Genomic DNA, 407 nt, shown 5'->3' with positions numbered 1-407 from the left:
AGCCTCAAGGGCAAGCGGCGGGGCCGCAAGGCTGGCCCTCCCCGCTACAAGTCGAAGAAGGACGCCCGGCAGTCGATCCGCTTCAACACCAACGCCTTCTGCCTCCAGGACAACGGCACGGTGTACGTGGCCAAGGTCGGCGACCTCAAGGTCACGTGGTCCCGCCGGCTTCCGGCCGCGCCGACGTCCCTGACCGTCACCAAGGACAGCTGCGGCCGGTACTTCCTCAGCTTCGTCGTGGACACCGAGCCGGACGTCCTGCCCGAGCTGGAGTCCGACGCCGGTATCGACCTCGGCCTGTCCGCCTTTGCCGTCCTGTCCGACGGCAGGAAGATCGACAGCCCGCGCTTCCTGCGACGGGCGGAGAAGAAACTCAAGCGTCTTCAGCGGGAGCTGTCCCGCAAGGC

At 67.6% G+C, this 407-nt stretch carries 1 protein-coding gene; it reads left to right on the top strand.

All coding sequences use genetic code 11. The features are described from left to right. On the top strand, positions 1–407 hold a 407-nt coding region (locus R2S09_RS40305), incomplete at both ends, for a transposase (protein ID WP_316746265.1).

Source organism: Streptomyces sp. MK7 (assembly GCF_032658145.1).
GTDB lineage: Bacteria > Actinomycetota > Actinomycetes > Streptomycetales > Streptomycetaceae > Streptomyces > Streptomyces spiralis.
Note: the sequence above shows the minus strand (reverse complement) of the source record. Positions and strands in the feature narration are given on the sequence as shown.